Raw genomic sequence first — 26,785 nt, 5'->3', positions numbered from 1 at the left:
CAGCGGATTCGTGTCGGAGGAGATTGAAGTAATGAGCCACACGTTCGACGATTTCATCGATGAGAACGGCCATATCACCATCGGCGAGGGGCAGACGCTCGTCCGCCACGTCGAGGTGAACGTGAAGGAGAATTCCGACACGCTCGCGTACCGGTTCGTCGATTACTCCCGGGAACGTGACGGCGAAGCTCAGGAGCTGACCTGGGCCGAGTTCGGTACTCGCCTCAAAGCTGTCGCTGCTCGCCTGCAGCAGGTCACCCAGCCCGGTGATCGAGTGGCCATCCTGGCACCGCAGGGCCTCGAGTACGTCATCGCCTTCTTCGGAGCGATCTACGCGGGCACCATCGCGGTACCGCTGTTCGATCCCGACGAGCCAGGGCACACCGATCGCCTGCATGCCGTCCTCGGTGACTGCAAGCCGAGCGCCATCCTCACCGCGAGCAACTCGGCAGCAGGCGTACGCGCCTTCTTCCGCGCGCTCCCCGCCGCGGAGCGCCCCCGGATCATCGCCGTGGACGCGGTCCCGGACAGCGTCGGCGAGACGTGGGTCGAGCCGACGGCCGGGCTCGACGACATCGCTTACCTGCAGTACACGTCCGGTTCGACGCGGACCCCGGCCGGCGTCGAGATCACGCACCGCGCGGTCGGCGTCAACGCGCTGCAGATGGTCGACAGCATGGAGATCAACCACGACTCCCGCGGCGTCACCTGGCTGCCGATGTTCCACGACATGGGTTTGCTCACCGTCATTCTCCCGGCGCTCGGCGGTAAGTACATCACCATCATGAGCCCGCGTGCGTTCGTGCAGCGGCCCTGGCGCTGGATCAAGGAACTCGCCGCGGTGTCCGACGGCGCGGGTACCTTCGCAGCGGCACCGAACTTCGCGTTCGAGCACGCCGCCCAGCGTGGTCTGCCGAAGAACGGCGAGAGTCTCGACCTGTCCAACGTCATCGGTCTGATCAACGGCAGCGAGCCCGTCACCACGTCGTCGATGAAGAAGTTCAACGAGGCGTTCGGTCCCTACGGTCTGCCGAAGTCCGCGATCAAGCCGTCGTACGGCATGGCGGAGGCGACCCTGTTCGTCTCGACCAGCAAGCACGCCGACGAGGCCAAGGTTGTCTACGTGGACCGCGTCGAGCTCAATGCGGGCAACTTCGTCGTCGTCGCCCCCGACGCTCCCGGTGCCATCCCGCAGGTGTCCACCGGAACCGTCGCTCGCAGCCAGTGGGCCGCCATCGTCGATTCCGAGACCGGCACCGAGGTTGCCGACGAGCACGTCGGTGAGATCTGGTTGCACGGCGAGAACATCGGCAAGGGCTACTGGGGCCGCGAAACCGAGACCTCCGAGACCTTCCACAACAAGCTCGTCCACCGCAACCCCGAAGGCTCGCACGCAGACGGCGCTCCCGAGGGTGGCAACTGGATGCGTACCGGCGACTTCGGCGTCTACCACGACGGCGAGCTCTACATCACCGGCCGCGTCAAGGACCTCGTCATCGTCGACGGCCGCAATCACTACCCGCAGGACCTCGAGTTCTCGGCCCAGGAAGCCAGCAAGGCATTGCGTCCCGGCTTCGTCGCAGCCTTCGCCGTCCCGCTCAACCAGCTCCCGGACATCGTCTTCGAGTTCAGTGGCGCAGCCCTGACCAAGGACCTCGACGACAGCTCCGAGCAGCTCGTCATCGTCGCCGAGCGCGCACCCGGCTCCGGCAAGGCAGATCCGGCTCCGATCGCCGACGAGGTGCGTACCGCGGTCTCCGCACGGCACGGCGTCACCGTTCGCGACGTCCTCCTCGTCCCGGCCGGTTCCATCCCGCGCACCTCGAGCGGCAAGATCGCTCGACGCGCATGCAAGGCCGCGTACATCGAGGGCACGCTGCGTGGCGGCTACCAGCAGACGGCCTTCCCGGACGCAGAACTGCCCGACTGACGGACGCACCCTCCGTTTTTCCTCCGACACGACTTGGTGAGTAATGGCTGAACTAGAGACAGACAAAATCGAGCGCGTGGACGGCGGAGACCTCACGGTTGCGCAGCTGCGGGACTGGCTGCGCAACTGGGTTGCAGACGCGACCGGGCAACCGGCGTCGGCCATCTCCGACGACCGCCCGATGGAGGAATTCGGTCTGTCCTCTCGCGATGCCGTCGCATTGAGCGGCGAGATCGAGGAGCTGGTGGGAGTCACGCTGACCGCCACCGTCGTCTACCAGCACCCCACCATCGCGTCGCTGGCCAAGATCATCATCGAGGGCGAGCCGGACGAGCCTGTCGGCACCGTCGACGACGCGTTCTACACCAGCGGCGGGAACTCCGGCGACGCCCACGACGTCGCCATCGTCGGCCTGTCGTCCCGTTTCCCCGGCACCGGACAGACTCCGGAGGAGATGTGGTCGCTGCTGATCGAGGGCCGCGACGGCATCACCGATCTGCCCGACGGCCGCTGGCAGGAATTCACCTCCGATCCGGTCATCGCCGCCGCGGTGGCCGCAACGGTGACCAAGGGTGGTTACCTCGACGACGTCAAGACCTTCGACGCCGAATTCTTCGCGATGTCGCCCAACGAGGTCGTCAACGTCGACCCACAGCAGCGGCTCGCACTCGAGCTGACCTGGGAAGCGTTGGAGCACGCGCACATTCCGGCCAGCTCGATCAAGGGCAGCCAGGTCGGCGTCTTCATCGGCAGCTCCTCCAACGACTACCAGCTCATCGCCGTCAGCGACCCGGCCGTGCACCCGTATGCCCTCACCGGTACGTCCACCGCCATCGTCGCCAACCGAGTGTCCTACTTCTACGACTTCCGCGGGCCGTCGATCGCCGTCGACACCGCGTGCTCGTCTTCGCTGGTCGCCGTGCACCAGGCGGTGCGCAGTCTGCGTACCGGCGAATCCGATCTCGCCGTTGCCGGTGGCGTCAACATGCTTCTCGCGCCGCCCATCACCGTCGGCTTCGGCCAGACGGGTGTGCTCGCGCCCGACGGCCGAATCAAGGCCTTCTCCTCCGACGCGAACGGCATGATCCGCTCCGAAGGCGGCGGACTCGTCGTGCTCAAGCGACTCGAGGACGCCGAACGCGACGGGGACGACATCCTCGCCGTCATCGCCGGATCCGCGATCAACCAGGACGGCCGCTCCAACGGTCTGCTTGCGCCGAACCCGGACGCACAGGCCGATGCGCTGCGGTTCGCATACCGCGACGCCGGCATCAACCCGTCGGGCGTCGACTACATCGAAGCGCACGGCACCGGAACCATTCTGGGCGACCCGATCGAGGCGGACGCTCTCGGTCGGGTGGTCGGTCGCGGCCGTGACGCAGACAAGCCGGCCCTGCTCGGATCGGCGAAGACCAACTTCGGACACCTCGAATCTGCCGCAGGCGCAGCAGGTTTGATCAAGGTCGTGCTCGCGATGCAGGAGAACAAGCTCCCTGCCTCGCTGAACTACGCGGGCCCCAACCCGTACATCGACTTCGACAAGGCACACCTGAAGGTGATTCCGGAGGCCACCGACTGGCCGCGGTACACCGGCAAGGCCGTCGCGGGTGTGTCCGGTTTCGGCTTCGGTGGTACCAACGCACACGTCGTCGTGCGCGAGTACGTCCCGGGTGAGACCGACGGTGCATTCGACCCCGCGGCCGTGGACCCGGAAGCCGTTCTCGTCGAAGGCCTCACCGACGTCTCCGGTGCCGAGCTGCCGATCGTCGCCGACCCCGAGCCTGAACCTGCCGTCTCGGAGGTCGAGACAACCGATCCGGTAGCCGAGGCCGAGTCGATTCTGTCCGATGCTGAAACCGGTTCGAAGACAGTCATTCTCGCTGTGTCCGCGGCCCTTCCGTCGCGTCGTAAGCGAGCCGCCGGAGAGTTGGCCGACTGGCTCGAAACCGAAGAGGGCAGCACGACGCCTCTCGTCGACGTCGGCCGCACGTTGGCCCGCCGCAACCACGGGCGTTCGCGCGCGGTGGTTCTGGCATCCACCACCGCCGAGGCCATCGCAGGATTGCGCGCCATCGCCGCAGGAAAGCCCGGACCCGGAGTGTTCTCCGCAGACTCACCGGCCTCCAACGGTGCAGTGTGGGTGTTCTCCGGCTTCGGCTCACAGCACCGCAAGATGGCATCGCGCCTCTACCGCACCAACGCGGTGTTCGCCGCCGAGGTCGACAAGGTGGACGAACTGCTGGTCGACGAGGCCGGCTACTCCATCCGCGAGATCATCCTCGACGACTCGCAGACCTACGAGTTCGAGAACTCCCAGGTGGGCATCTTCGTCATCCAGATCGCCTTGGCCGCAACGCTTCGCGCGCACGGTGCCGAGCCGTCGGCCGTCATCGGACACTCGATGGGTGAGGTCGCGGCCGCATACGTCGCCGGCGGCCTGAACCTCGAAGACGCAGTGCGCATCATCTACGCCCGGTCGCGACTGCTGGCCGAGGGCCAGGACGGACTCGGAGCCGCATCGCAGGGCGCAATGGCTCTTGTCGAGTACACCCCGGACGAGGTCAAGACCCTCACCGATCAGTTCCCCAACGTCGAGCCCTGCGTCTACGCAGCACCGACCCACACCACCGTCGGCGGACCACGCGCCGAGGTCGAGGCTCTCGTCGAGATGGCCGAGGCCGCAGGCAAGATGGCCCGCCTCCTCGACGTCAAGGGTGCCGGACACACCGCAGCCGTCGACGTGCTGCTCGGTGAGCTGGCCGCCGAACTCGCCGGAATCGAACCCGGCAAGCTCACGGCCGGGGTCTACTCGTCGGTCGATCGCGAGGCCCACTATCGCGTCGGGCATGCGGCAATCCACGGCGTCGAGTACTGGACCAAGGGAATGCGTCATCCGGTCTGGTTCACTCAGGCCGTCAATGTCGCTGTGGGAGACGGTCATACGACGTTCGTCGAGCTCGCTCCCAACCCCGTCGCGTTGATGTCGGTTGCCGCCACGGCTTGGGCTGCAGGCGTCGCCGATTCGACTCTGATTCCGACGCTCAAGCGCAAGGAGGACGAGTCCGAGACCTTCCTTGCCGCTCTGGCGCAGCTGTACGTTCACGGTCATGCACTGGAACTGGCAACGCTGTTCGAGTCCGGCCCGTACGCGGACATCCCTCGAACTGCCTACCTGCGCAAGGAGTTCTGGCTGAACTCGCAGGTCAGCTCCAGCGGTAACGCGCGAGTTCCCGGTGCCCGCGTCGCATTGCCGGACGGCCGCCACGTCTGGGAGGTCCAGGCCTCCGCCGTCGCCGATTTCGATGCACTGGTCACTGCTGCCGCGTCGCAGGTGTTCTCCGATGTGGCACTGGGCGTTTCGGTCTCCCACGCCGGCGTGCCGAAGGCGGGTACGGTCGTCACCACGTTGACCTCGCACCTCGGTGGCGCGTCGGTACAGGTGCACGCGCACGAGGGCTCGGCGTTCACCCTGCTGCACGAGGCCGTCGTCACCTCGGGTGACGTTCGACCGGAACCCGTTGTCGCTGTGGAAGAGCGCTCCTCGTCTCCCATGGAGGAACTGCCGGAGGTCGTCGAGACGTTCGGTGATCGCTGGGATCCGAACGGCAACCAGAAGCTCGAGGACCGACTGGCCGTCATCGTCGCGGAGTCCATGGGCTACGCGCCCGAGGATCTGCCGCCCGAGGTTCCGCTGATCGAACTGGGTCTGGATTCGCTCAGCGCCGTGCGCATCAAGAACCGCGTCGAGTACGAATTCGATATCCCCACAGTGCAATTGCAGGCCGTGCGCGACGCCAACCTGCGTGAGGTGGAGAAGTACCTGCGCTACGCGATCGAGAACCGCGACGAGGTGCAGGCACTGGCAGACAAGCAGGCGGCGGAGAAGGCGGCCGAACAGGCTGCTGCGTCGCCGGCCGCCGTCGAGCCTGCCCCCGCTGCCGGGGACGCTGCTCCCGTTGCCGAGGACACGACTCCCGTCGAGAAGGCTGCCCCGGCAGTTGCTGCCGCGGCGCAGACCGATCTCGGCGGCAAGGAAGCATTCGCCGAGGCCGCCGGATCCGACGTGCCTCCGCGCGACAATGCCGAGCGGATGACGTTCGCGACATGGGCTGTGGTGACGAAGGAATCGGCCAAGGGAATCTTCAACACCCTGCCGATCCTCGACGACGAGACGGCGGAGAAGCTGGCCGCTCGTCTGACCGAGCGGGCCGGCGGCGAGATCACCTTCGACGACGTCCTGGACTCCGAGACCATCGAGCAGCTCGCAGACAAGGTTCGTCCGCACCTCGAGGACGGTGAGATCGACGGCGTCGTACGCAATCTGCGTGCCCGGCCCGAAGGCTCCACCGCCACACCGGTGTTCGCGTTCCACTCGGCCGGTAGCTCCACCGTCGCCTACGAGCCGCTGCTGCGGAAGCTGCCTGCCGGCACGCCGATGTACGGCCTCGAGCGCGTCGAAGGCCCCATCGCCGTGCGAGCCGCGGAGTACGTGCCGCTGATCAAGGCGATCCAGCCCGAAGGACCGTACGTGTTCGTCGGCTGGTCGCTCGGCGGCATCCTCGCCTACGAGGTCGCGCGTCAGATGGAGGAAGAGGGCATCGAGGTCGCCTACGTGGGGCTGCTCGACACCGTCATGCCCGGCACGCAGATCCCGGACACCAAGGACGAGGTGCGCAAGCGCTGGGAACGCTACGCGGCGTTCGCGAAGAAGACGTACAACGTCGACTACCCGATTCCCTACGACAAGCTGGTCGACTCCGACGACGAGGGACAGATCCGCATCATCACCGATCTGGTCAAGCTCAGCGGTGCCAAGATCCCCGGCGGGATCATCGAGCATCAGCGCACGTCGTGGCTCGACAATCGGGCCATCCAGACGGCCGAGCTCAAGAAGTACGGCGGGCACGTGACGCTGTACATGGCCGACAAGTACCACGACGACGCGATCGCTCTCGAGCCCGCGTACGCCACCCGCGAAGAGCACGGTGGCTGGGGACCGGTGGTCGAGGACCTGGAGATCGTCTACGTCGGAGGCGATCACCTCGCGGTCGTCGACGAGCCGTACATTGGAAAAATTGCGGCCCATTTGTCGAAGACGCTCGAGAACATCGAGTCTGCAAGAACCGGAGCGTAGATCTTGAGTGGCACCACTGCTGAGAAGCTGGCCGAACTACGGACGAAGCTCGAACAGGCCGAGGAACCGGCCGGCGACATCGGCGTAGCCAAGCGTGCGAAGAAGGGCATTCCCAGCGCCCGCGATCGCGTCAAGTCGTTGCTCGATCCCGGTAGCTTCGTCGAGATCGGCGCACTGGTGAAGGCCCCGAACGACCCGGCCGCTCTCTACAGCGACGGCGTCGTGACCGGCCACGGAACCGTCGACGGTCGTCCGATCGCCGTGTTCTCGCACGATCAGACGGTGTTCGGCGGAACCGTCGGCGAGATGTTCGGCCGCAAGGTCGCCGGAATCATGGACTTCGCCATCAAGATGGGTTGCCCGGTCGTCGGCATCAACGACTCCGGTGGAGCTCGTGTGCAGGACGCGGTCACGTCCCTGGCCTGGTACGCCGAGCTGGGTCGACGCCACGAGGCGCTGTCCGGTCTGTGCCCGCAGATCTCCCTGATCCTCGGCAAGTGTGCCGGTGGTGCCGTGTACGCGCCCATCAACACCGACATCGTGGTCGCCACCGAAGAGGCGTACATGTTCGTCACCGGTCCGGACGTCATCAAGTCCGTCACCGGTGAGGACGTCAGCCTCGACGAGCTGGGCGGTGCCCGCGTCCAGGCTGTCAACGGCAACGTGCACCACGTCGCTGCCGACGAGAAGGCCGCTTTCGAGTGGATCCGGAACTACCTGAGCTACATGCCGTCGAGCTGCCAGGAGGAGTCGCCGGTGATCAACCCGGGGCTCGAGCCGGAGATCACCGAATCCGATCGCAAGCTCGACTCGTTCATGCCCGACGCCGACAACGCCGGTTACGACATGCACGACATCATCCTGCGCATATTCGACGACGGTGAATTCCACGAACTGTCGGGCCAGACGGCACCGAACGTCATCACCGGCTTCGCCCGCGTCGACGGTCGGCCTGTGGGCATCGTCGCCAATCAGCCGATGCACCTGTCCGGGGCGCTCGACGCCAAGGCAGCGGACAAATGCGCCCGCTTCATCCGCCTCAGCGATGCCTACAACATTCCGATCATCTTCCTCGTCGACACACCCGGCTTCCTGCCCGGCGTCGACCAGGAGACTCTTGGCGTCATCCATCGCGGCGGTCGTTTCATCTTCTCCTTCGTCGAGGCGACGGTGCCGAAACTGACCGTGGTGATCCGCAAGTCGTACGGCGGTGGATACGCGGTGATGGGTTCGAAGCAGCTCGGATCCGACATCAACCTCGCCTGGCCGACCGCCCGCATCGCCGTCATGGGTGCCGAAGGTGCCATCAACATCATGAGTCGCAAGCAACTCGCCGAGGCCGGAGAGAACGCACCGGCCCTGCGCAAGCAGCTCATCAACTTCTACAACGAACACGTGGCAACGCCCTGGATCGCCGCCGAACGTGGCTACATCGACGCGGTCATCGAGCCCTCGCAAACACGCCTCGAAATTCGTAAGGCCCTGCACATCCTGAAGGACAAGGAAGTGCACAAGAGTCCACGCAAGCACTCGTTGCTTCCGATCTAGTCGAACCGAAGTGGGGCGATCGTCGTTTGTCGGGGTCGCTCCGCTCCCGTTCGCGTCAATGGACCACTGCCCCGGTCAGACGTGTGCAATGGTTCATTCACGCACCGGCCGCGGCTGTGTCAATGGACCACTGCACTGCTCAGACGTGTCCGATGGTCCATTCACCCGGCCGATTGGTGTGGAACCATCACGACATCCGGTCGAGGTCTGGCGAGAGCGTGTTGGTAATTCTTTCGTAAGTCGTCGAGCACCTGGTTCGGTCGATCGCGGATGTCTTGTGGTGAATGGGATACGACGATCAGTCCGTGGGCCTGCATTCGGTTGCGTCGAGCTTGTGTCCGCTGGTAGTCGGCCGGTGACAGATGATGGGTCACGGAATCGATTTCACGTGCCAGTGCCACGGCGTCGATCCAGCCGTCGGTCTTGGCGATGAACTCTCCGCTTGGGGCGTAGATGTCGCAGTTGTGTGTCATTGGAGGCAGCCCGCTGCTTCGGTACAGGCGTTGGTCTTCGAGTTCTGCCACCGAGTGCGCGTTGTCCCGCAGCTCGAGAAGTACACGCCGGGTGAGTGCGCTGTAGCGGCGCGGACCTTCGGCCAATTCGGTGGCGATCTCGTCGATGGACACGCCGCCTCGTTGGAGTACCTCGGTCAGCAGGGCAACGCACCCTGTCTCGGATTTCGCGGCCCGCGTGGCGTCGACCAGTGAACGCACCAGAGCAGCAACGCGGATGCTGCCCTTGGTTATGGGCTTCGGAAGCCGCCACGTGCGCTCTGCGCGCACGAAAGACACCGATGCCCGACGCATCTGCGCGGGTAGCAGCAGATGAACCTCCCCGGCGGACCCGTTGGTCCCGTATCCGAACGAATCGAGTCCGACGCAGCCGGTGATCATGCTCGTCGGTCCGCCGTACGCGAGCGCCGCGGCTGAGCGCTCGAGCGTCGACGGATGACCGTTGCGCAGCAGTACGACGCCCGGTAGCAACCGCTGCCACGGCCCGCCGGGCGCGCATCTGCTGTCGATCGCTGCATCACTCACGCCCGCCTCGCGAAGCTGCCGGCGCGTCACAACGCCGGCCGAGCTCAGGTCGAACAATGAATCTGCGTTCCACAATCGTCTCTTCATGCCTGAAGAGTGGAATTCGGATCCGACACGTTCGTCGCCTTCGGCGCTGCCGCGGGCGTTCTGTGGATCAACGACCACTCTGTGGATGAATTGGCCGTTACCACTCTCGAGGTGCACGACGCTGTCGGGCTCGGATGTTAAGGCCGGCCGATGGCGCTACCAACTCCGATGGCCGTCTGCGGGCGTGGCCCCTGCCCCACGGAAGGTGAATGGACCATTGACGCGCTCAGACGTATGCAGCGGTCCATTGACCCACGACGGGCCGAAACGTGAATGGACCCTTGCACGGTCGAGACGTGTGCAAGGGTCCATTGACGCGGAGCGGGGGCGGGCGGAGTCAGTCCTCGAATACTCGCAGTTGTCCGTCTTTGTAGAAGCCCGATCGGGTGACGTCTGCTGTTTCGAGTTCAGCGGGCACGGCGCTCGGGTAGTACTGCTCGTAGCGCTCCAACGAACCCCAGTCTCTGGCCCAGTCGTTTTCGAGGTAGGTGGGGACGGTGACGGGCTTGGCGAGTAGTTCGGACCAGCCCAGGGGGCCGCCGTTCTCGCCGGACTGCCAGGTGTCGGTGGAGCTGACGGCGAGTGGGCGGTCGGGGAGGATGCGATATCCGGGTACCTCGGCGACGCCGTACCGGTGGTCGAAGGGACGTTGGCACGGGAATTGGAGTCCGACGGCCCAGTCGAGCAGCACGGGTTGTTCGCTGCCGATGAGGGTGTTCAGGTTTTCCATCACGGGCACTCGCGGCGGAGTGAACGCGAGCCACTGGTCGCCGGTGAGGTTGGGGTCGTTGGCGACGATGCGGACGGCGTCGGCGTCGGGTGCGATGTCCGCCAACGGGATTCGGAGGTTGCGCCACGAGGGTGCGGGTCCGATGTCGCGCGGCAGGTAGGTGCCCTGGGCCTGGACGCTACCGTCGGGCTGGCGCTTGCCGTATTCGAGCAGTAGCGACTGTCCGTAGGTGAGGGCCCCGGTGTCGTCGTAGGACCAGATGCGTCCGGCTGCGGAGAAGACGACCAGGGGTGCGTCGTCGCTGCGGGCGGGTAGTTGGTACCAGCTCGAGGTGGCCGACGCGGGCTCCTGGATGCCTTCTTGGTAGGAGCCGAGGACGGGCGTGGTGGCCGGGTCGAGTCCGAAGGGCAGGGCGGCGGAGGAGCCGTTGACGCCCACTTCGCCGGTGCCTCCTGCGGTACCCGAACTCTGGCCTTCCTCGAAGGCGGGTCCGACGGCCTGTTGGTCGGTATTGCCTTGTCCTGGTTTGACTTCCACGGCGTCCGCGCTGAGGTCGCTGGGGACGCCGTTGGCGGTGAAGTTGCGCAGTGTGCTGCTCGATCCGCCGAGTGGTCCTGCGACGGGGTCGAAGTCCTCGGGCAGCGGGCTCAGCACGCCTGCGTTGGGGTTCGATTCGACGAGGACGTCGTTGGCGAGTCCGCACGAATTGCCCAGTACCGATTGCACATTCGAGCGTGCCAGCGAGTATGCGGGGTACTGCGAGACGGCTCCCTTGACGAGCGAGAGAATCTCGAAAAGCACCATGATTCCGGCGATGACGGTCAGCGGTGCGGCAGCGAACTTGCGGATGCGTTTGCCGCGCGCGGATGTCGGTTTCGGTTGTGGGGGAGCGTATCCCTCGCGTAGGTACTGGAATGCGGCGACGGCGAGGACGAGTCCGAAGAGGATGAGGAACAGGGTGCCGGATTCGTTGCCGCCGAGCGAGACCGTCTTGTCGAACCACGGCACCCCGTAGCTAGAGACGTACCAGTAGCCGTTGATGCCCGAGAACGACAGTGCGAGAACGAACATCAGTCCGGCGGTGAACAGCGATCGGTTCCGCCGCGAGCGCAGGGCGCTGGCCGAGACGGCGACGGCCGTCAGCGCGGCCAGGCCACCGGCGATTCCGGCGTAGGAACCGAAGTGGTGAGTCCACTTGGTGGGGTTGAACATCATGAAGAAGATGGTGCCGAGCACGACGCCGAGCAGGCGCCAGGCCGGACCGTTCGCGATGCCGGGGATGCGTCGGCGACGCAGCAGCACGAACAGTGTCGTGAACAGGCACAGGATCATCGTCAGGAACGCGAAGCGGCGTGCGACCGAGCCGTCGACGGTCTGTACGAAGAGGTAGTAGTAGCGCAGGAAGTCCTGGTACCACGCCTCGTTGGGGCCGATGATGGTGCGGACTCGGGTCGACTCGATGACCGTGGCGTACGTCTGGTCGGCGAAGACGACGACGAGGACCAGTACGCCTGCTGCGGCCAGTGGTGCCAGCATCGCGAGGGTGCCCACCTGGCGGTGGCGTCGGACGACGATGCGCGCGATGGGCCGGGCCCCGGCGAGAAGCGCTGCCACACACATCAATCCGGTCGGCGCGGCGGCGAGGGTGAAGGCTCCGATGAGACATGCTGCGGCTGCGGGGAGCAATCGGCCGGTGGCGATGGATCGTTCCACCGAGCACCAGGTGAGCAGTGCTCCGAGGGCGACGATCGGTTCGGGGCGCAGACCGTTGTTGTACGGCAGCCAGAACGCGAGGAACACCAGTCCGCCGGTCCACAGGGCGACGTTGGACTTGCGGACGGCACGGCCGAGGCGTGGCACCACCTCTCGACTGATCACCATCCAGCACAGGACGCCTGCGATGAGGGCGGGCAGGCGCATCCACGGGCTGGCGGTCGAGATCTTGGCGAAGACGGCGAGTACGTCGTAGTACCAGCCGAACGGGGCCTCGGGGACGCCGAACCAGCGGAAGTAGTTGGCCATGTAGCCGGAGTGATCGGCGGCGCGGGCCATCGTGAGCAGGTAGCCGTCGTCGGAGGTGTTCGCGCCGACGAAGTGCCAACCGACCAGAGCACCGAGCACGGTGACGTCGACGCCGGTGAACTTCCACCAGTGCGACGGGAAGAAGCGGCGGTGCGCGCGACCGTCGGTGCCGTCGAGCCGGCCGAGTGCGCCGATGGCCAACAGGGTGCAGGCGATCGCGAGGATCATGATCAGGGACTTCAGGAGCGTCGGCGACGACGAGAACCGCGAGTCGACGTCGACGGTGACGGACATGTCGGCCGGGGCCGCACCGCTGAGATCGCTGAAGATGCCGACGACCTGGGGGCGTAGGTCGCCGTCGAGACGGCCTTGGATCGGTTGTCCGTCGTCGTCGGTCAGTCCGGTGAATGCCGCGGAGGTGTACTGGTCGTTCGAGGTGATCTCGATGGTCGCGCAGCGGGTGCTCTCGACGTCGGCGCGAGGTGCCGTCGCGACGACCACGTTGCGGTCGAGAACGTCGACGTTCGATTCGCCGACGCGAACGAACAGACTGTTCAGTGCCGCGCCTTCACCCTGTGGGGGTGCCGTTGCCAGCAGTAGCCCGCCCGACGCGGGGAGTGCTGCGACGGCAGAGCACGGGAGGGTCGCGGTGAGACTCAGGGGTGCCTGGGACACCAGCGGGGCGTCCACGTCCTGCAGGAGCCCGTTCTGCGGCCACGCGATGGTGGCGGTGGTCTGAGTGACGGGCGCGAACGGAGTGATCAGCGCGAACAGCACACCGAGAACGCCGGCCACCATGGCGATCAGCCGGGGAACTCGTACCTGAGCACGAAGTTCGTCCGAGGCTCGCAGTGGAGCGGGAACGGGTGGACCAGCTGATGAATCTGTCACGACGTCGGGCACGAGAGTCGATGTTATGCGAGCGTGACGAAGAGGTCACACAGGCACCGTCCCCGGAATCGTTACAGAACCAGGGGATCAGTCGGTTTTCATCGGCCCGTCGCTGGCCAATCCGGACCGTGACTGCTGCTCGACGTCGATCTCGGCCGTCGCCGCGTCGGGATCGAGTGGCATGTATCTCTCGATCGAGCCCCAATCTCGGGAGTAGTCGTCGGCGAGGTACGACGGCAGTGTCTGCGCTCCGAGGAGCAGTTCGGTCCAGCCGAGCGGGCCGCCGCCGATCGAGTCCTGCCAGGCGTTGGTGGATTCGGCACCGGTGCGGTCGGGCAGGATGCGGTACTTCGGTACCTCGGCGACGCCGTCGCGATGATCGAACGGACGCTGGCACGGAAACGCGAGTCCGACGGCCCAGTCCAGCAACACCGGATCGGTCGATCCGACCAGGGAGTTCAGCGTCTGGGTCCTCGGGACGCGCGGCGGGGTGACGGCGAGCCATTGATCGCCGGCCAGGTCGTTGTCCTCGGCGACGATGCGCACGACGTCCGCGTCGGCGGGCAGGTCGTTCATCGGGACCCGCAGGTTGCGCCACGACGGCGACGGACCGATATCGAGCGGGGTGACGCGGCCCAATGCCTGAACGTCGCCGCCGTCGCGGCGTCCGTATTCCAGTTCGACGCGTTGGCCCGGGGTGACGACGCCGTCCTTGTCGACCGATCGGATGCGGCCTGCGGCGGCGATGGCAATGAGGTCGCCGTCTCCAGGAAGCTGGTACCAGCCCGAGGTCAGGGACGCGGGCTCGGTGGCTCCGAAGCTGCCCAGCACCGGAGTGGTTGCAGGATTCAAACCGAACGGCAGAGCGACTGTGCTGCCGTTGATTCCGATGTTCTCGTTGGTTCCGCCGGAGGTGCCGGCGGAGTTCGACGAGGTGGCCGCCGCGCTCTGTTCGGAGTCCTCGGGGCGGATGGAGTTGGCGCTGCCCTGCGCGGTGTCCTCGGAGTCTGCGGTCAGGTCCTGGGCGACGCCGTCGGGGGTGAAGCCGGTACTCCCACCGGCACCCAATGCTTCGGCTGCGGGATCGAGCGGTTGGAGGACCGAGCCGTTGACGTCGGTCTCCACCTGCACATCGCCGGCGAGTCCGCACGAGTTTCCGGCGAGGGCGGAGAAGTTCGATCGGGCAATGGAGTACGCCGGGTACTGCGCCACAGCGCCTTTGACGAACGAGAGCACCTCGAAGGCGACGACCCCGCCGGCGACGATGGTCAGCGCGGACGGCGCGAAGCGTCGACGCGTGCTGGGTTCCTTTCGGCGATAGGGCAATCGGACGTGCTGGTAGGCCGCGTAGAGCAGCGTCAGAACCGTCAGGCCGAGCAGGATCGTCGAAAAGCCCTTTCCGGCAATGGACGGCGGCTTGTCGAACCACGGAATGCCGTAGCTCGAGACGTACCACCAACCGTTCGAGCTGGTGAACGCCACCGCCGTCAGGAACAGTACGGCGGCGGTGAACAGTGTTCTGTTGCGCGGGGATCGGACGGTTGCCGCGGTGACGGCCACGGCAGCCAGCGCGGCCAACGATGCGGCGAGACCGGCGTACACACCGAAGTGGTGGGTCCACTTGGTGGGGGTGAACATCATCAGAGCCAGTGCGCCCAGGATGATTCCGAGGATCCGACGCGACGGCCCGGTGGCGGTGCCGGGGATGCGTCCGTTCTTGCGGAGCATCACCGCGATGCACACGACGATGCACAGCAGCATCGCAAACATGCCGAATCGTCGGGCGAGCGAGCCGTCGGGCGAGATGGTCATCAATGCGTCCCAACGGACGCGTTCTTCGAACCACGGCACGTTCGGTCCGATGGCCGAACGCACCCGGGTCGCTTCGAGGACGGTGCTCAGAGTCTGGTCGGCGAAGATCGCGATCAGCACCGCCAGTCCCGACGCGACCAGCGGCGCAAGGACGGCGAGCAGTCCCACCTGGCGAGCTCGCTTGACCACGATCATCACCAGCGGGCGCAGTCCGGCGAGCAGGGCGGCGACGGCGATCAACCCGGTGGGACCGGCGGCGAGGGAGAAGGCGGCGATCAGGGTGCCGATGGCGGCGGGCAGCAGTCGTCCGGTGGCGATGGCGCGTTCGATCGAGCACCACGTGAGCAGGGCACCGAGGGCGATGATCGGTTCCGGGCGCAGTCCGTTGTCGTAGGGCAGCCAGAAGGCGAGGAACACGAATCCGGCGGTCCACAGCGCGACCCGGTTGGTGAGCACCGCGCGGCCGAGGCGGGGGATGACCTCGCGGCTGATCACCAGCCAGCACAGCAGGGCCGCGATGGTGGCGGGCAGGCGCATCCAGATACTGGCGGTGCTGACCTTGGCGAGGGCGGCGAGCATGTCGTAGTACGGCATGCCGAACGGTGCTTCGGGGACGCCGAACCAGCGGAAGTAGTTGGCCATGTAGCCGGCGTTCTCGGATACGCGGGCCATGTTGAGCAGGTAGCCGTCGTCGGAGGTGTTCGCGCCGATGAAGTGCCACAGCACCAGCACGCCCACCACGACGGCGTCGACGCCGGTGATCGACTTCCAGCGTGAGGGGAGGAATCGGCGGTGGCGTCGACCGTCCATGCTGTCGAGGCGATGCAGCGCGAACAGGGATGCGATCACAGCGAGTGCGCCGACGATCATGGCCAGCAACTTGAACGCGGTGGGACTCGAGGAGTAGCGCGAGTCGATGTCCGCGCGCACGGTCAGGCCGTCGACCGGGGCGGTGAGGTCGGTGTAGATGCCGACGACCTGCGGCCGGATGTCTCCGTCGACCGTGATCGCCTCGCCGTCGAGGTCGACGATGGTGTTGGTGGCGTTGGACGACACGGTCAGGGCGCAATTGCCGCTCAGCTCGGAAACGGGAGTCTCGGCAAGAACCCGATCGCGCAGCAGAACCTGCAGTCGGCCGTCGTCGACCCGCACGATCAGTGCCTTCTGCTCGGTCTTCGCAGCGGCGATGGGTGCAGTGGAGATCAGCGTGCCGCCGTCGGTGAGAGCACTGGCAGCGCTGCACGGAACGGTTGCTTCGAGGTCGACGGGCGAGTAGCTCACCAGCGGGGCATTGACGCTGCCGAACGAACTCTGCGGCCACGACAGCGTCGCGACGTCCTGCTGAACCGGCAGCAAGGGAGTCGCGATGGCCAGAACCGCACCGATGATGCCGGTGACGATCGCTACCAGCCGGGCGGTTTTCGGGTTCGGAGCGGTCTCGGGCACGCCGACGATGCTATGGGACGAGCGTCCGCACATCCCACACCCATACGCCACCTGTGTACCGAGGCTGGACACCGACGAGGTCGGTCACGGTGGTGCGTAGGGCGATGGTGTTCTTGCTCGGCGGCAGGACGACGACGTCGGCCTCCCAGAACGCCATGTCCTGCGCTGCCTGACTTCGCTGATCGTCGGTGATCTCGGGAACGGTGCCCGAGTCGTAGACCGAGCCGAGCAGCAGTGCGGTGGGTCGGTCGACGGCTCCGTACTTGGCGACCTTGTCTTCTTGGTCGCTCGGTCCGACGAAGTATCCGGCGGCCAGCTTGAAGCCCATGTCGGCGTCCATCTGCCAGCGCAGCGGGCGCGCGTCCTCGGGCCGTGGGAGGGGAACGGTGACGACGGAACCGTCGTCGACGTAGTTCTCCCACTCACCGTCGGCGAAGAACTCCGGGGTGGGGGACTTGTCGACGGTGACCAGCGGCGTCGGGATGAGGGGCACGAGCGCGAGGGCGAGTCCGGCGATCCAGAATGCAGGCAGCGGACGCAGTCCGTTGCGGAACGTTCGATCGGTGGCCAGGACGAGCAGCAGGGCCAGGGCAGGCACCGCGCCCAACGCGAAGCGGGTTTCGAGCACGGATTCGACGAGGGGGTACTCGGCGAGCTTCGTCCACGGCAGCGTGATGCCGGTGTCGTTCTTGCCGATCACCAGCGTCGCGCCGAGCGAGAGCACGCTCATGACGATCGCGGTCGCGGCGGCGGCACGGGCCGATGCGACTCGCCACATCCACACCGCGGCAACCAGGCACAGCACCAGCAGCGGCCAACCGAAGTACGCGTTCTCCTCGGTGGCGTTGATGCGGACGTTCTGCCCCGGCGTCGCCTCGCCGCCGAGGGATTGCGTCGGGAACTGGAACAGCGCTTTGGCGTCGTTGCCCATCGGCCCGTGTTCGAGGAACGAGTACGACTGCGGGCCGAAGAACTGCCACCACAGCGGAAACGCCACGAGAGTCAACGCGATGCCGGCCGATACGGCGAGTCGGGGCACGGCATTGCGGACGGCGGGCCACAGCGATCGCGGCCGTGACAGGTAGTAGACGACGGCGAAGATGGCGAACGACATCGCGAAGATCAGCAGCGGTTCTTCGCCGAGCAGGACCTGCAGCGCGACGATCAGGCCGAGGCCGACGGTGTTCTTGGTGGTACCGCCGCCGCGGGCGATGCGGGTGACCAGCATGGCGATGACCGGAAGCAGGAACAGCACCACGAAGTTGGGGTGCCCGTTGGCGTGCGAGATCGCGCCGGGGGCGAAGCCGCACAGCGCACCGCCCATGGCCGCGGCACCCTTGGATGAGTTGAGCTGGCGGGAGAACAGCCAGAACCACGCGAACGACGTTCCTGCCAGTCCGACGGTGAGAGCAATTGCCCAGGTCACCGTGGGTCCGAAGAGCAACGTGATCGGGGCCAGCGGGATGGAGATGCCGAACATCGCCGTGTTCGCCATCAGATTCACCCCGAGCGGGTAATTCTGCAGGTCACTCGCAAACGGGTTGCTCAGCGAAGCAACCGAATGCGCGGCGACGGAGAAGAACCACTCCCACATGGTCTGGTCCTGGCCGCTGTTGTAGAGGTAGCCGCCACCCAGATTGCGCCACTGGCCCTGCAGGACGTAGACGGCAGCGACCAGAAATCCGACCGCTGCAACGACGTCACCACGTCCGACGCCGGAGTGTCGAGCCGGTGCCGTTGTCGGCTGCCGCTCGAGAACTCTCTGGTCGTGGGTGGTCATCGCGTCGAGGTTACAGAAACATCACGGTGGGCGAAAACTCGAACGACCTGGGTCACATGATCATGCAGTGCGCACAACCAGCGCGAAGGGTCCGATGTCGGTCACGGTGAAGCGTGGATCCTCGAACAGTGCCTCGGGGAAGGTGACGGTGTAGCGGCGCACGTTCGGATCGTTGGGGTAGACGTCCTCGGCCAGGCGCAGGGTGTAGCCGTCGGCACCGCGCCGGAAGAGGAATGCGTCCGGTGCCCGCCACGGGCTGCTTTCCAGCGCGTCGATCAACTGATCGGGTGTCTCGAGTTCGGTCCATTGCTCGATGGCGTCGGCTCGCTGATCGAACTGCGCCAACGGGTTGGCGTAGTGCGAGGTCAGTCCTTGGAAGCCGAAGTACGGGTAGTAGCTGAGGAACGAGGTGTCCGCGGTCAGTACGACGGTGTCGTCGCGCGGACGCTGGGTCTGCTCGGTCAAGGTTTCGTCGACCTCGCCGTAGTAGGAGACCGCGCTCGGTGGGCGCATGTCGGCGCGGTTGCCGTCACCGTCGGTGTCGGAGTAGGCGACGGTGATCTCGGTCTGCAGTACCTGGGGGATGTTCTGCGCGTAGGTCATGGCACCGATGGCCGCTACGACGACGGCGGCGATGCGGAACTTCGGGGGCTCGTTGATGGCCTGGTAGATCGCGTGGCTGCCTTCGAGGAAGCCGAAAACGCCTGCGCTGCCGAGCAATACGATCAGGACTGCTTCGAGGCGGAACGAGAGCAGGGTGGTGCCCGCAGCCGTGGCTGCCATGGACAGCAGAGTCCACAGGTAGATCGATACGACGCCGACGCCGAGTGCCTGTGCCCGGCGTGAGGACGAGAACCGCACCGCGACCCACACCGTGCCGATGAGGCACAGTCCGCCCATCAGGGAGAACTCGAACATCGGGAAGGGAAGTGTCGCACCGGCTTCGGGCAGGTAGTGCAACGCCGTGCCCGACGTGGACGGCGCACCGCGCAGGAATTCGATCAGGTACGGCAGCCACACGGTCGCGGCGATGAGTCCCGAGATCGCGGCGATCGCGGCGACCTTGATCGCGATGGGAACCAGGACGTTCCAGGACTTCCGCTCGCGATATGCGAGGACCGCGGCGAACAGTGCCATGAGTACGACGGTGAACGCCGCCAAACCGAGGTACAGCGTGTAGAACGTTGCGGCCAGACCGAGGAAGAGTCCGGTGCCGACCACCGCGCCCCACCCACCCGATGCGCTTCGGTGCAGCGCTCCCCACGCGAGAACCAGTGCCGGAGCGAAGAGCATCACGATCACGGCGCTGTATGCCTCGGGGGAGGCGTGGGCGACGACGAGTGCGGTGGTGACGGCGCTGACGGCGACAGCCCAGTCGGCTCGGATGAGCGCCTTCCACAAGACGAATGACACGACGGCGGTGACGGCGAGCAGCCCGATTGCGTAGGGCTTGAACACTTCCCAGCCGTCCATGCCCAGGACGTTGCCCACGCGTCCACCGAGCCAGAACCAGCCGGCGGGGTAGAACGGCGGGATGTCGGCGTACGTCATGTCCCGCAACGACGCCGAATCCGTCAGCCGAGTCAGGTATTCGGTGCGAAACTCCTGGTCGACGGAGATGCCGAACAGGTAGAGCTTGGTTGCAGCCAGCGGCATCCCGAGGGTGACGGTGACGAAACCGCTCAACCCGGCCCATGCTGCGAGTCGAGCGATCCACGGCCACTTGTGAATTCGGTACAGGTAGATCGACGCGGCGAACAGTGCTGCGGCAACCACCTGCCCGAGCGTCGTGATCGCGCGAGTGACGTTGGACGAGTTGAACGCCGGCCACTGAACCAGTGAGAAGGCGTACAACCCGACCGTCGCCACCACGACTGCGAAAAGCGCACCGAGAGCGATTTCCCCGACGGCAGAAGCGGTTCTGCGAGCCGGTGCAACCCCGATTGTCATCGAGATCAGATGGGCAGCTTGCGGAAGATCGGCCGCGGCACGTGCCGCAGCACCATCATCACCAGACGCCACGGCGCGGGAGTCCAGATGAGGGGAGTGCCCTTGCGTGACGCGTTCACCGCGAGCTTGGCGATGACCTCCTTGTCGACGGTCATCGGGGCTTCCTTGACGTGCGCGCTGAACTTGGTGCGCACCATGCCCGGACGAACGACGGTGACCCGAGGTCCGAACTCTCGCAACGCTTCTCCGAGTCCGAGGTAGAAGCCGTCGAGTCCGGCCTTGGTGGAGCCGTAGACGAAGTTGGAGCGTCGTACCCGCTCGCCTGCCACCGAGGACATGACGATGATGCGGCCGTACGCCTGGGCCTTCATCTTCTCGCCCAGCAGCACACCGACCGACACCGAAGCGGTGTAGTTGATGTTCGCGGCGAGGACGGCCTTGCGCTGGTCCTGCCAGAGCTGCTCGGCATCGAAGTCGACGGCGAAGGCGACGATGGCGACATCGACGTCACCCTTGGCCCAGGCGGCGTCGATGACCTTCGGGTGCGATGCGGTGTCGAGTGCATCGAAGTCGATGACGTCGACGGACTTCGCGCCCTTGGCGGTCAGTTGTGCAACGGCGCTCTCGCGCAGCGGGTCGTTCGGCAGCGCAGCGAGGATGACACGTGCCGGCGACTTCGACAGGTACTCCTCGGTAATCGCGAGACCGATCTCGCTGGTGCCACCCAGAACGAGAATCGTCTGGGGGTTACCTACGGCGTCTATCGTCACAGCAGTTCCAGCCTTCTAGCCATATCGGAGGCGAAAACGCCTGTGGGGTCTACAGATCGACGGACCTTGATCCATTCGTCGATCCGCGGGTACATCGAATGGAACGTCTCGGCGTCGGTGCGCGAATCTTTCGCGGTGTACAGACGGCCACCGAATTCGAGCACGCGCTTGTCGAGTTCGCGGACGAACTCGTTCAAGCCCGGCTTGATCGGGAAGTCGACGCAGATGTTCCAACCCGGAATCGGAAAGCTCAGTGGCGCTTTGTTTCCGGGCCCGAACAGCTTGAACACGTTGAGGAACGAGTAGTGCCCGGACTTCTGGATATCGACGATGATCTTCTTGAACTCGTCGACGGCCTCCGGCGGCACCACGAACTGGTACTGGAGGAATCCCTTGGAGCCGTAGGCGCGGTTCCACTCACTGAACATGTCGAGTGGGTGGTAGAACGCCGTGAGGTTCTGCACCTTGTTCCGGTAGTTGCCGGCCTTGCGGTACCAGACCTCGCCGACGGCGGAGAACGTGTACTTGTTCGCAAGACCGTTCGGGAAGATGTCCGGGAACGTCACGAGCGGCTTGGCGTTGAATCGCAGCGGATCTTTCTGCAACTTCTCCGGCAGCTGGTCGAGCCGAGCCAACGATCCACGGGAGAGGGCTGCGCGGCCGAGCTTGGGCGGCGGAGCAACCGCGTCGAACCATGCGCTCGAGTAGTCGTAGTTGTTCTCGCTGCCGTCGCTGTGCAGTGCGATGGTTTCGTCGAGGGTGCTGGTGACGTCGCCGTCGGCGATGAAGTACGCCGTTTCCGTGGGCGTCATCTCGATGGTCGCGCGCAGGATGATGCCGGTCAGACCGTTGCCGCCGACCGTTGCCCAGAACAGTTTGGCGTTCTTGCCCGACGGCGTCAGGTGGCGGATCTGACCGTCCGCCGTGAGCAGTTCCATCGAGCGGACGTGGTTGCCGAAGCTACCCGCGCTGTGATGGTTCTTACCATGGATGTCCGTTCCGATGGCCCCACCGATGGTGACCTGTCGCGTCCCCGGCAGCACCGGTACCCACAAACCGAACGGCAGCGCGGCACGCATCAGCTGGTCGAGGTTGACGCCACCGTCGACGTCGACGATGCGCGTGGACGCGTCGATGCTGTGAATGCCGTTCAGCGCATTCATGTCGATGACGAGGCCGCCGGAGTTCTGCGCGTTGTCACCGTAGGAGCGGCCGAGGCCGCGGGCGATGACGCCGCGTCGGAGGTAGGCCGGCTTGGAGTCGTTCTGCTCGGCGACCTGCTTGACCGCGTTCGCGATGAGTTCGGGGTCGGAGGTCGAGAGCACCTCTCCAGTGGAGGGAGCAGTGCGGCCCCAACCGGTGAGTGTGCGGGTCTGCGTGGGTAGCGGCGCAGTGTTCCCGGCCTGTGGTTCCAGGGGGAAGAGTGCGTCGTCGGCTGTCGTGGACATCGCTCAAGAGGGTACCCGCACCGCAGCAGCGGCTAGTGTCAGTCCTCGTGTCCACCCCCGACCGCTCCGCAGAAGAAGGCTCGACGGGCGACGACTGGTCGCCCGAGGACGAAGAGTTGCAGCATCACGTCCCGCTACCCGTCGAGCTGCCGTTGACCGAGAACATCGCCGACGCGGCCCTCGACCTCAAGACGCAGGTGCTGCGTTTCCTGGCGACGGGTGTGTTGTCGGCGATCGTCGACCAGGGCGTCAACCTGCTCCTGCATTTCGTGTTCGGCGTCGGTGTGACGCTGGCCAAGGCCATCGGCTTCGTACTCGGAACGACGACGGCCTACCTGATCAATCGCCGCTGGACGTTCAACGCGGCCCCGTCGCGGGCTCGGTTCTTCGCCGTCGTCGCGCTGTACGGAGTCACCTTCGCCGTCCAGGTGGGCATCTACACCTGGCTCTACCAGGCCCTTCCCGACGGCTTCTGGTACGCCAACGTGGCCTTCGTCATCGCGCAGGGCACGGCGACGGTCATCAACTTCCTCGTTCAGCGATTCGTGATCTTCAAAATTCGCTGAGCCTCCGGGCTCGCCGCCGGGGGTTCACAAACGCGCGCGCACTTGCCGGACGCGCGTTCGCCCCCGTGAGGTTCACAAACGCGCGCGCACTTGCCGGACGCGCGTTCGCCCCCGTGAGGTTCGCACACGCGCGCGCACTTGCTGAACGCGCGCATTCTCGTCAACGGTCGCGGGCGATTCTGCACGCGTCTGACGAACGCGCGCGCGTTTGCCCGATCTGGCGTCGCCGCCTCGCCCCGCCGCTCACGAGAAGTTCGGCAGGGCTCCGCGTGCGAGGGCTTCGGCGAGGGTGGGGGCGGCTGTGTCCTTGTCGGAGAGTTCGTAGGTCAGAGGCGATCCGTCGCGTCCGGTGGTGGGCCAGTCGATGCCCAGGGCGGGGTCGAGTGGGTTGATGTCGCGGTCCAGGGTCGGGGTGTATTCCAACGAGCACAGGTACATGACGGTCGAATTGTCTTCCAGGGACAAGATGGCGTGGCCGAGTCCTTCGGACAGGAACACTGCTTTGCGGTCGATGTCGTCGATCAGCACGCTGTCCCACTGCCCGAACGTCGGGGATCCGACGCGGAGGTCGACGATGACGTCGAGGAATGCTCCGCGGGCGCAGGTGACGTATTTCGCTTGTCCGGGTGGGTTGGTGGTGAAGTGGATCCCACGCAGGACCCCGGCGGCGGAGACCGAGCAGTTCGCCTGCAGCAGCTCCAACGACCGCCCGGTGGTCTCGGCGAACGCCGAGGCTTTGAACCATTCGAAGAACACACCGCGATCGTCGCCGAACTGGCGTGGGGTGTACTCGTAGGCACCGGCGATGCTCAACTCGCGAAAGCTCATGCTCGGTGTCCTCGGTCGATCAGATCCAGCAGGTAGCGGCCGTACCCGGATTTGACGAGTGTCTCCGCGCGGGCGCGCAGTTCGTCGTCGGTGATGAATCCGCGTCGCCACGCCACTTCTTCGGGGGATCCGATTTTCAGGCCCTGACGTTGTTCGATGGTGCGCACGTAGTTCGAGGCGTCGAGCAGCGAGTCGAAGGTGCCGGTGTCGAGCCAGGCGGTACCGCGGGGGAGGACTTCGACCTGGAGGCGGCCGGCCTCGAGGTAGTGGCGGTTGACGTCGGTGATCTCGTATTCCCCACGCGCGGACGGTTGCAGGTCGCGGGCGATGGCGATGACGTCGTTGTCGTAGAAGTACAGCCCCGGGACGGCGTAGTTCGATTTCGGGGCGGCGGGTTTTTCTTCGAGGGAGATGGCTTTTCGGTTCGCATCGAATTCGATGACGCCGTAGGCGGTGGGGTCGGAGACCTCGTAGGCGAAGACGGCTCCGCCGTCGATGGTGTCGAAGCGGGACAGTTGGGTGCCCAGGCCGGGGCCGTAGAAGATGTTGTCGCCCAACACCAATGCCGCGGAGTCGGTGCCGATGTGGTCGGCACCCAACACGAAGGCCTGGGCGAGTCCGTTGGGCTCGTGTTGGACCTTGTAGGTCAAGTCGATGCCGAATTGGGAGCCGTCACCGAGCAGACGCGTGAACTGGTCGGCGTCCTGGGGTGTGGTGATGACGAGGATCTCGCGGATCCCGGCCAGGATCAGAGTCGAGAGCGGGTAGTAGATCATCGGTTTGTCGTAGACCGGGACCAGCTGCTTGCTGACGCCCATCGTGATCGGATGAAGACGCGAGCCCGTGCCGCCCGCCAGAATGATTCCCCGCATGACGGCGAAGTCTTCCAGACCCTCCGATCACCCGCTCGCTTGTGCCGCTCCGTTTCCGCGCGCGATGTGGAATCCGCCTCTAAACTTCGTCCTGCCTCGCAGCTGTGGGGAACGGGACCGACTGACCACCGAGAACCGAGGACAAGCCACGTGACGACGACGAACCAGATCGCCACCGGTATCGATCAGGTCACCGCTCTGCTCTCCACAGTGACCGACGCCGAACGCGCATCGGCGACGCCCTGCACCGAGTGGACCGTCGCCGACCTGACCGATCACCTGGTGAACACCGCTGCCAACCTGGTGACCATGGCTCGGGGTGGAGAGATCGACTGGTCGGCAACGCCCGAGTCGTCCTCGGATCCGATTCCGCTGTGGACCGAGCGGACTCGCGAACTGCTGGCCGAGATCGACGCAGGTTCGCCGCTGCCGCTCGGCATGGTTGCCGCGGAACTCTCGGTGCACGCGTGGGATCTCGCGACCGCACTCGGTCGCGGCACCGATGATCTCGACCAGACCGTGCCCGAGGAGGGGATGGTGTTCATGTCGGCGAACATGACCGACGAACGGCGCGGTGGTGCCTTCGATCCAGAGCAACCGGCACCCGACGACGCGAACGCGTACGAGCGTTTGGCGGCTTTCGCCGGCCGCACTGTCCGAGGCTCCTGACAGTTCCGACGGCCGATCACTCCCACGGGATTCGGTAGGGCCGACACGGCACTCCCTCGTACGGTTCGGGCACTTCCGGTGCCAGCTGCGGGATTGCCCACATGAGGCCGAACAACAGCGCTATCGATGTCGCGAGACGAACAGGAATCTTCCCCAGACCCATCCGATTACTACTCCCCCGAAGTCGAGCAGAAGCTAGCACGCGTGGCAGACAAGATCGGCCCGCACGAGCATCCCCCGGTAAAGTGCCTGTTCATGAGAATTCTCGTCACGGGTGGGGCCGGGTTCATCGGCGCGAACTTCGTACATCAGACCCTCGCGCAGCGTCCCGACTCCCAGGTCACCGTGCTCGACAAGCTCACTTACGCCGGCAACAAGGCTTCCCTCGATCCAGTGGCCGATCGAATCGAGTTCGTGCACGGCGACATCGCCGACGCCGATCTCGTCGACCGCCTCGTGCGCGAGACGGACCTGGTCGTGCACTTCGCCGCCGAATCCCACAACGACAACTCGTTGACCGATCCGTGGCCGTTCGTGCACACCAACGTCATCGGTACCACCACCTTGCTCAATGCGGTCCGCGAACACGACGTCCGCTACCACCACATCTCAACCGACGAGGTCTACGGCGACCTCGAACTCGACGACCCGGCGCGGTTCACCGAGTCCACTCCGTACAACCCGTCGAGCCCGTACTCGTCCACCAAGGCGTCGAGTGATCTGCTGGTGCGCGCCTGGACTCGGTCGTTCGGGGTCCGCTCCACCATCTCCAACTGCTCCAACAACTACGGTCCGTACCAGCACGTGGAGAAGTTCATTCCGCGTCAGATCACCAACATTCTCAGCGGCTCCCGGCCCAAGCTCTACGGGGCAGGGCAGAACGTGCGTGACTGGATCCACGTCGACGATCACAACAGCGCCGTCTGGGCCATCATCGACGGCGGCCGCATCGGCGAGACCTACCTCATCGGAGCCGATGGCGAAGCGAACAACCGCACCGTCCTCGAAGCGATTCTCGAAGAGACCGGCAACGCACCCGACGCCTTCGACTTCGTCACCGACCGCCCCGGCCACGACCTGCGTTACGCCATCGAATCGACCAAGCTCCGCACCGAATTGGGTTGGACGCCAACGTATGTCGACTTCCGTGCCGGGCTGAAGGCGACCATCGACTGGTACCGCGAGAACGAGCAGTGGTGGCGACCGCAGAAGGACGCCACCGAGGCCGTCTACGCGGCGAAGGAGTCGGTCCTGCCCTGAAGCAG

The 26,785-nt window shown here is 65.6% G+C and carries 15 protein-coding genes; 6 read left to right on the top strand and 9 right to left on the bottom strand.

The features are described 5' to 3' along the window. Positions 1–31: 31 nt before the first annotated feature. From fadD32 to CH274_RS23720, 3 genes are read left to right on the top strand one after another with little or no spacing between them, the layout of a single operon-like run. Positions 32–1,930, top strand: a complete 1,899-nt coding sequence (gene fadD32, locus CH274_RS23730; RefSeq protein WP_094659099.1) for a long-chain-fatty-acid--AMP ligase FadD32 — start codon at positions 32–34, stop codon at positions 1,928–1,930. A 43-nt stretch (positions 1,931–1,973) separates the two neighbouring features. Then, positions 1,974–7,064, top strand: coding sequence for a polyketide synthase Pks13 (gene pks13, locus CH274_RS23725; protein WP_094659098.1), 5,091 nt, complete (start codon positions 1,974–1,976; stop codon positions 7,062–7,064). A 3-nt stretch (positions 7,065–7,067) separates the two neighbouring features. Next, the gene (locus CH274_RS23720) at positions 7,068–8,612 is read left to right on the top strand and encodes an acyl-CoA carboxylase subunit beta (protein WP_032396431.1); all 1,545 of its coding nucleotides are present in this window, start codon (positions 7,068–7,070) and stop codon (positions 8,610–8,612) included. 161 nt (positions 8,613–8,773) lie between these two features. Here the strand turns inward: CH274_RS23720 and CH274_RS23715 are convergent, their stop codons facing one another. The 7 genes from CH274_RS23715 to CH274_RS23685 all read right to left on the bottom strand — a co-directional run bounded on the left by CH274_RS23715 (position 8,774) and on the right by CH274_RS23685 (position 22,585). Continuing rightward, the gene (locus CH274_RS23715) at positions 8,774–9,736 is read right to left on the bottom strand and encodes a hypothetical protein (protein ID WP_094659097.1); all 963 of its coding nucleotides are present in this window, start codon (positions 9,734–9,736) and stop codon (positions 8,774–8,776) included. A 337-nt stretch (positions 9,737–10,073) separates the two neighbouring features. Beyond that, positions 10,074–13,391 (bottom strand): arabinosyltransferase domain-containing protein, encoded by a 3,318-nt coding sequence (locus CH274_RS23710; RefSeq protein ID WP_094659096.1) that lies wholly within the window; start codon positions 13,389–13,391, stop codon positions 10,074–10,076. A 75-nt stretch (positions 13,392–13,466) separates the two neighbouring features. Beyond that, complete coding sequence (locus CH274_RS23705) at positions 13,467–16,670, bottom strand: arabinosyltransferase domain-containing protein (RefSeq protein ID WP_094659095.1); 3,204 nt, start codon at positions 16,668–16,670, stop codon at positions 13,467–13,469. Next, positions 16,648–18,417 (bottom strand): glycosyl transferase, encoded by a 1,770-nt coding sequence (locus CH274_RS23700; protein WP_094659094.1) that lies wholly within the window; start codon positions 18,415–18,417, stop codon positions 16,648–16,650. The genes CH274_RS23705 and CH274_RS23700 overlap by 23 nt, the downstream gene beginning before the upstream one ends. Positions 18,418–18,477: 60 nt before the next feature. Then, complete coding sequence (locus CH274_RS23695; protein WP_094659093.1) at positions 18,478–20,367, bottom strand: galactan 5-O-arabinofuranosyltransferase; 1,890 nt, start codon at positions 20,365–20,367, stop codon at positions 18,478–18,480. 5 nt (positions 20,368–20,372) lie between these two features. Next, entirely contained in the window at positions 20,373–21,137 is a 765-nt protein-coding gene (locus CH274_RS23690; protein ID WP_032381093.1) for a decaprenylphospho-beta-D-erythro-pentofuranosid-2-ulose 2-reductase, read from the bottom strand. Continuing rightward, entirely contained in the window at positions 21,134–22,585 is a 1,452-nt protein-coding gene (locus CH274_RS23685) for an FAD-binding oxidoreductase (RefSeq protein ID WP_094659092.1), read from the bottom strand. The genes CH274_RS23690 and CH274_RS23685 overlap by 4 nt, the downstream gene beginning before the upstream one ends. A 47-nt stretch (positions 22,586–22,632) precedes the next feature. Here CH274_RS23685 and CH274_RS23680 point away from each other — a divergent pair, with 47 nt between their 5' ends. Continuing rightward, positions 22,633–23,151 (top strand): GtrA family protein, encoded by a 519-nt coding sequence (locus CH274_RS23680; protein WP_082074050.1) that lies wholly within the window; start codon positions 22,633–22,635, stop codon positions 23,149–23,151. Between the two features lie 243 nt (positions 23,152–23,394). On the opposite strand, the gene CH274_RS23675 is transcribed toward CH274_RS23680, so the two are convergent. Beyond that, complete coding sequence (locus CH274_RS23675) at positions 23,395–23,979, bottom strand: dTDP-4-dehydrorhamnose 3,5-epimerase family protein (RefSeq protein WP_094659091.1); 585 nt, start codon at positions 23,977–23,979, stop codon at positions 23,395–23,397. Continuing rightward, positions 23,976–24,851 carry a glucose-1-phosphate thymidylyltransferase RfbA gene (rfbA, locus tag CH274_RS23670; protein ID WP_045198019.1) on the bottom strand — a complete coding sequence of 292 codons (876 nt, stop codon included), beginning with the start codon at positions 24,849–24,851 and terminating at the stop codon, positions 23,976–23,978. Before rfbA ends, CH274_RS23675 begins: the two co-directional genes overlap by 4 nt. A 150-nt stretch (positions 24,852–25,001) precedes the next feature. Here rfbA and CH274_RS23665 point away from each other — a divergent pair, with 150 nt between their 5' ends. Beyond that, the gene (locus tag CH274_RS23665) at positions 25,002–25,520 is read left to right on the top strand and encodes a maleylpyruvate isomerase family mycothiol-dependent enzyme (protein ID WP_179275835.1); all 519 of its coding nucleotides are present in this window, start codon (positions 25,002–25,004) and stop codon (positions 25,518–25,520) included. Positions 25,521–25,775: 255 nt separating this feature from the next. After that, on the top strand, positions 25,776–26,780 hold the full coding sequence (gene rfbB / locus CH274_RS23660) for a dTDP-glucose 4,6-dehydratase (RefSeq protein ID WP_094659175.1): 1,005 nt from the start codon (positions 25,776–25,778) through the stop codon (positions 26,778–26,780). The last annotated feature ends 5 nt before the right edge of the window (positions 26,781–26,785 follow it).

Origin of the sequence: Rhodococcus sp. 06-418-5, assembly GCF_002258285.1 — a bacterium.
Classification (GTDB): domain Bacteria; phylum Actinomycetota; class Actinomycetes; order Mycobacteriales; family Mycobacteriaceae; genus Rhodococcoides.
Note: the sequence above shows the minus strand (reverse complement) of the source record. Positions and strands in the feature narration are given on the sequence as shown.

Bases quoted from the DNA above. Each gene is read 5' to 3' on its own strand.
- fadD32 (WP_094659099.1), top strand. From the start codon at position 32: ATGAGCCACACGTTCGACGATTTCATCGATGAGAACGGCCATATCACC.
- CH274_RS23705 (WP_094659095.1), bottom strand. From the start codon at position 16,670: ATGTGCGGACGCTCGTCCCATAGCATCGTCGGCGTGCCCGAGACCGCT.
- CH274_RS23715 (WP_094659097.1), bottom strand. From the start codon at position 9,736: ATGAAGAGACGATTGTGGAACGCAGATTCATTGTTCGACCTGAGCTCG.
- CH274_RS23700 (WP_094659094.1), bottom strand. From the start codon at position 18,417: ATGACCACCCACGACCAGAGAGTTCTCGAGCGGCAGCCGACAACGGCA.
- CH274_RS23685 (WP_094659092.1), bottom strand. From the start codon at position 22,585: ATGTCCACGACAGCCGACGACGCACTCTTCCCCCTGGAACCACAGGCC.
- CH274_RS23675 (WP_094659091.1), bottom strand. From the start codon at position 23,979: ATGAGCTTTCGCGAGTTGAGCATCGCCGGTGCCTACGAGTACACCCCA.
- CH274_RS23695 (WP_094659093.1), bottom strand. From the start codon at position 20,367: ATGACAATCGGGGTTGCACCGGCTCGCAGAACCGCTTCTGCCGTCGGG.
- rfbA (WP_045198019.1), bottom strand. From the start codon at position 24,851: ATGCGGGGAATCATTCTGGCGGGCGGCACGGGCTCGCGTCTTCATCCG.
- pks13 (WP_094659098.1), top strand. From the start codon at position 1,974: ATGGCTGAACTAGAGACAGACAAAATCGAGCGCGTGGACGGCGGAGAC.
- rfbB (WP_094659175.1), top strand. From the start codon at position 25,776: ATGAGAATTCTCGTCACGGGTGGGGCCGGGTTCATCGGCGCGAACTTC.